Annotated in this window: 3 tRNA genes; all 3 read right to left on the bottom strand. The window is 51.5% G+C overall.

Going from position 1 to position 703, the window contains the following annotated elements:
* Positions 1-171: 171 nt before the first annotated feature.
* The 3 genes from RMSM_RS11900 to RMSM_RS11890 all read right to left on the bottom strand — a co-directional run bounded on the left by RMSM_RS11900 (position 172) and on the right by RMSM_RS11890 (position 498).
* Positions 172-243 (bottom strand) — tRNA-Thr (locus RMSM_RS11900).
* Positions 244-330: 87 nt separating this feature from the next.
* Positions 331-401, bottom strand: a tRNA-Gly gene (locus tag RMSM_RS11895).
* Between the two features lie 15 nt (positions 402-416).
* Positions 417-498 (bottom strand) — tRNA-Tyr (locus RMSM_RS11890).
* Positions 499-703 lie beyond the last annotated feature (205 nt).

The following is a 703-nucleotide window of genomic DNA, read 5'->3' as shown; positions in this document are numbered from 1 at the left end:
CGCCCCTAAACGCACTCTCGCCATCTCTGCGTTATTTGATGCCAAGCCCGAAGGCTCGGTTTGCTAACAAAGTACTCCGGCGGTTGCGTTGGTCTCGCCCTCGATGACATTCGCTTGCTCCGCAGCAATCACGCTTCGAAGCTATATCAATAGGGGAGTCGCACTCACCAAAGCTGCTGATGGGATTTGAACCCATGACCTCATCCTTACCAAGGAGGCGCTCTACCACTGAGCTACAGCAGCGACTCAAAAGGAATTTCAGACCAAAAGCCCAAAGTCCATCAAAACACGTTCTTCAGTCGACCCTGAAGCAAACGAAGCGAACGCAAGAGCGGGTGAAGGGAATCGAACCCTCGTATTCAGCTTGGAAGGCTGCTGCTCTACCATTGAGCTACACCCGCGATGAAACATTGAAATGGGGGCTACAGGATTCGAACCTGTGTAGACATAGTCAGCGGATTTACAATCCGCCCCCTTTAACCACTCGGGCAAACCCCCCTGTTCCTTCTGTCAGCACAATTGGGTTGTGCCAGCAATCGTTTCTGGTTTCGTTTGAATCGTGTTCTTTGCTTGAGTCGTATCCTCTATTTCACTGTCGTTTTTTCGTACTTGCTGTCGCTGGTTTCGAGCGACATAAGCCAGCGGAGGGATTCGAACCCACGACCGGCTGATTACAAATCAGCTGCTCTGCCAACTGAGCTAC

This window comes from Rhodopirellula maiorica SM1 (assembly GCF_000346295.1).
GTDB lineage: Bacteria > Planctomycetota > Planctomycetia > Pirellulales > Pirellulaceae > Novipirellula > Novipirellula maiorica.
This window is presented reverse-complemented; position numbering and strand designations above follow the sequence as displayed.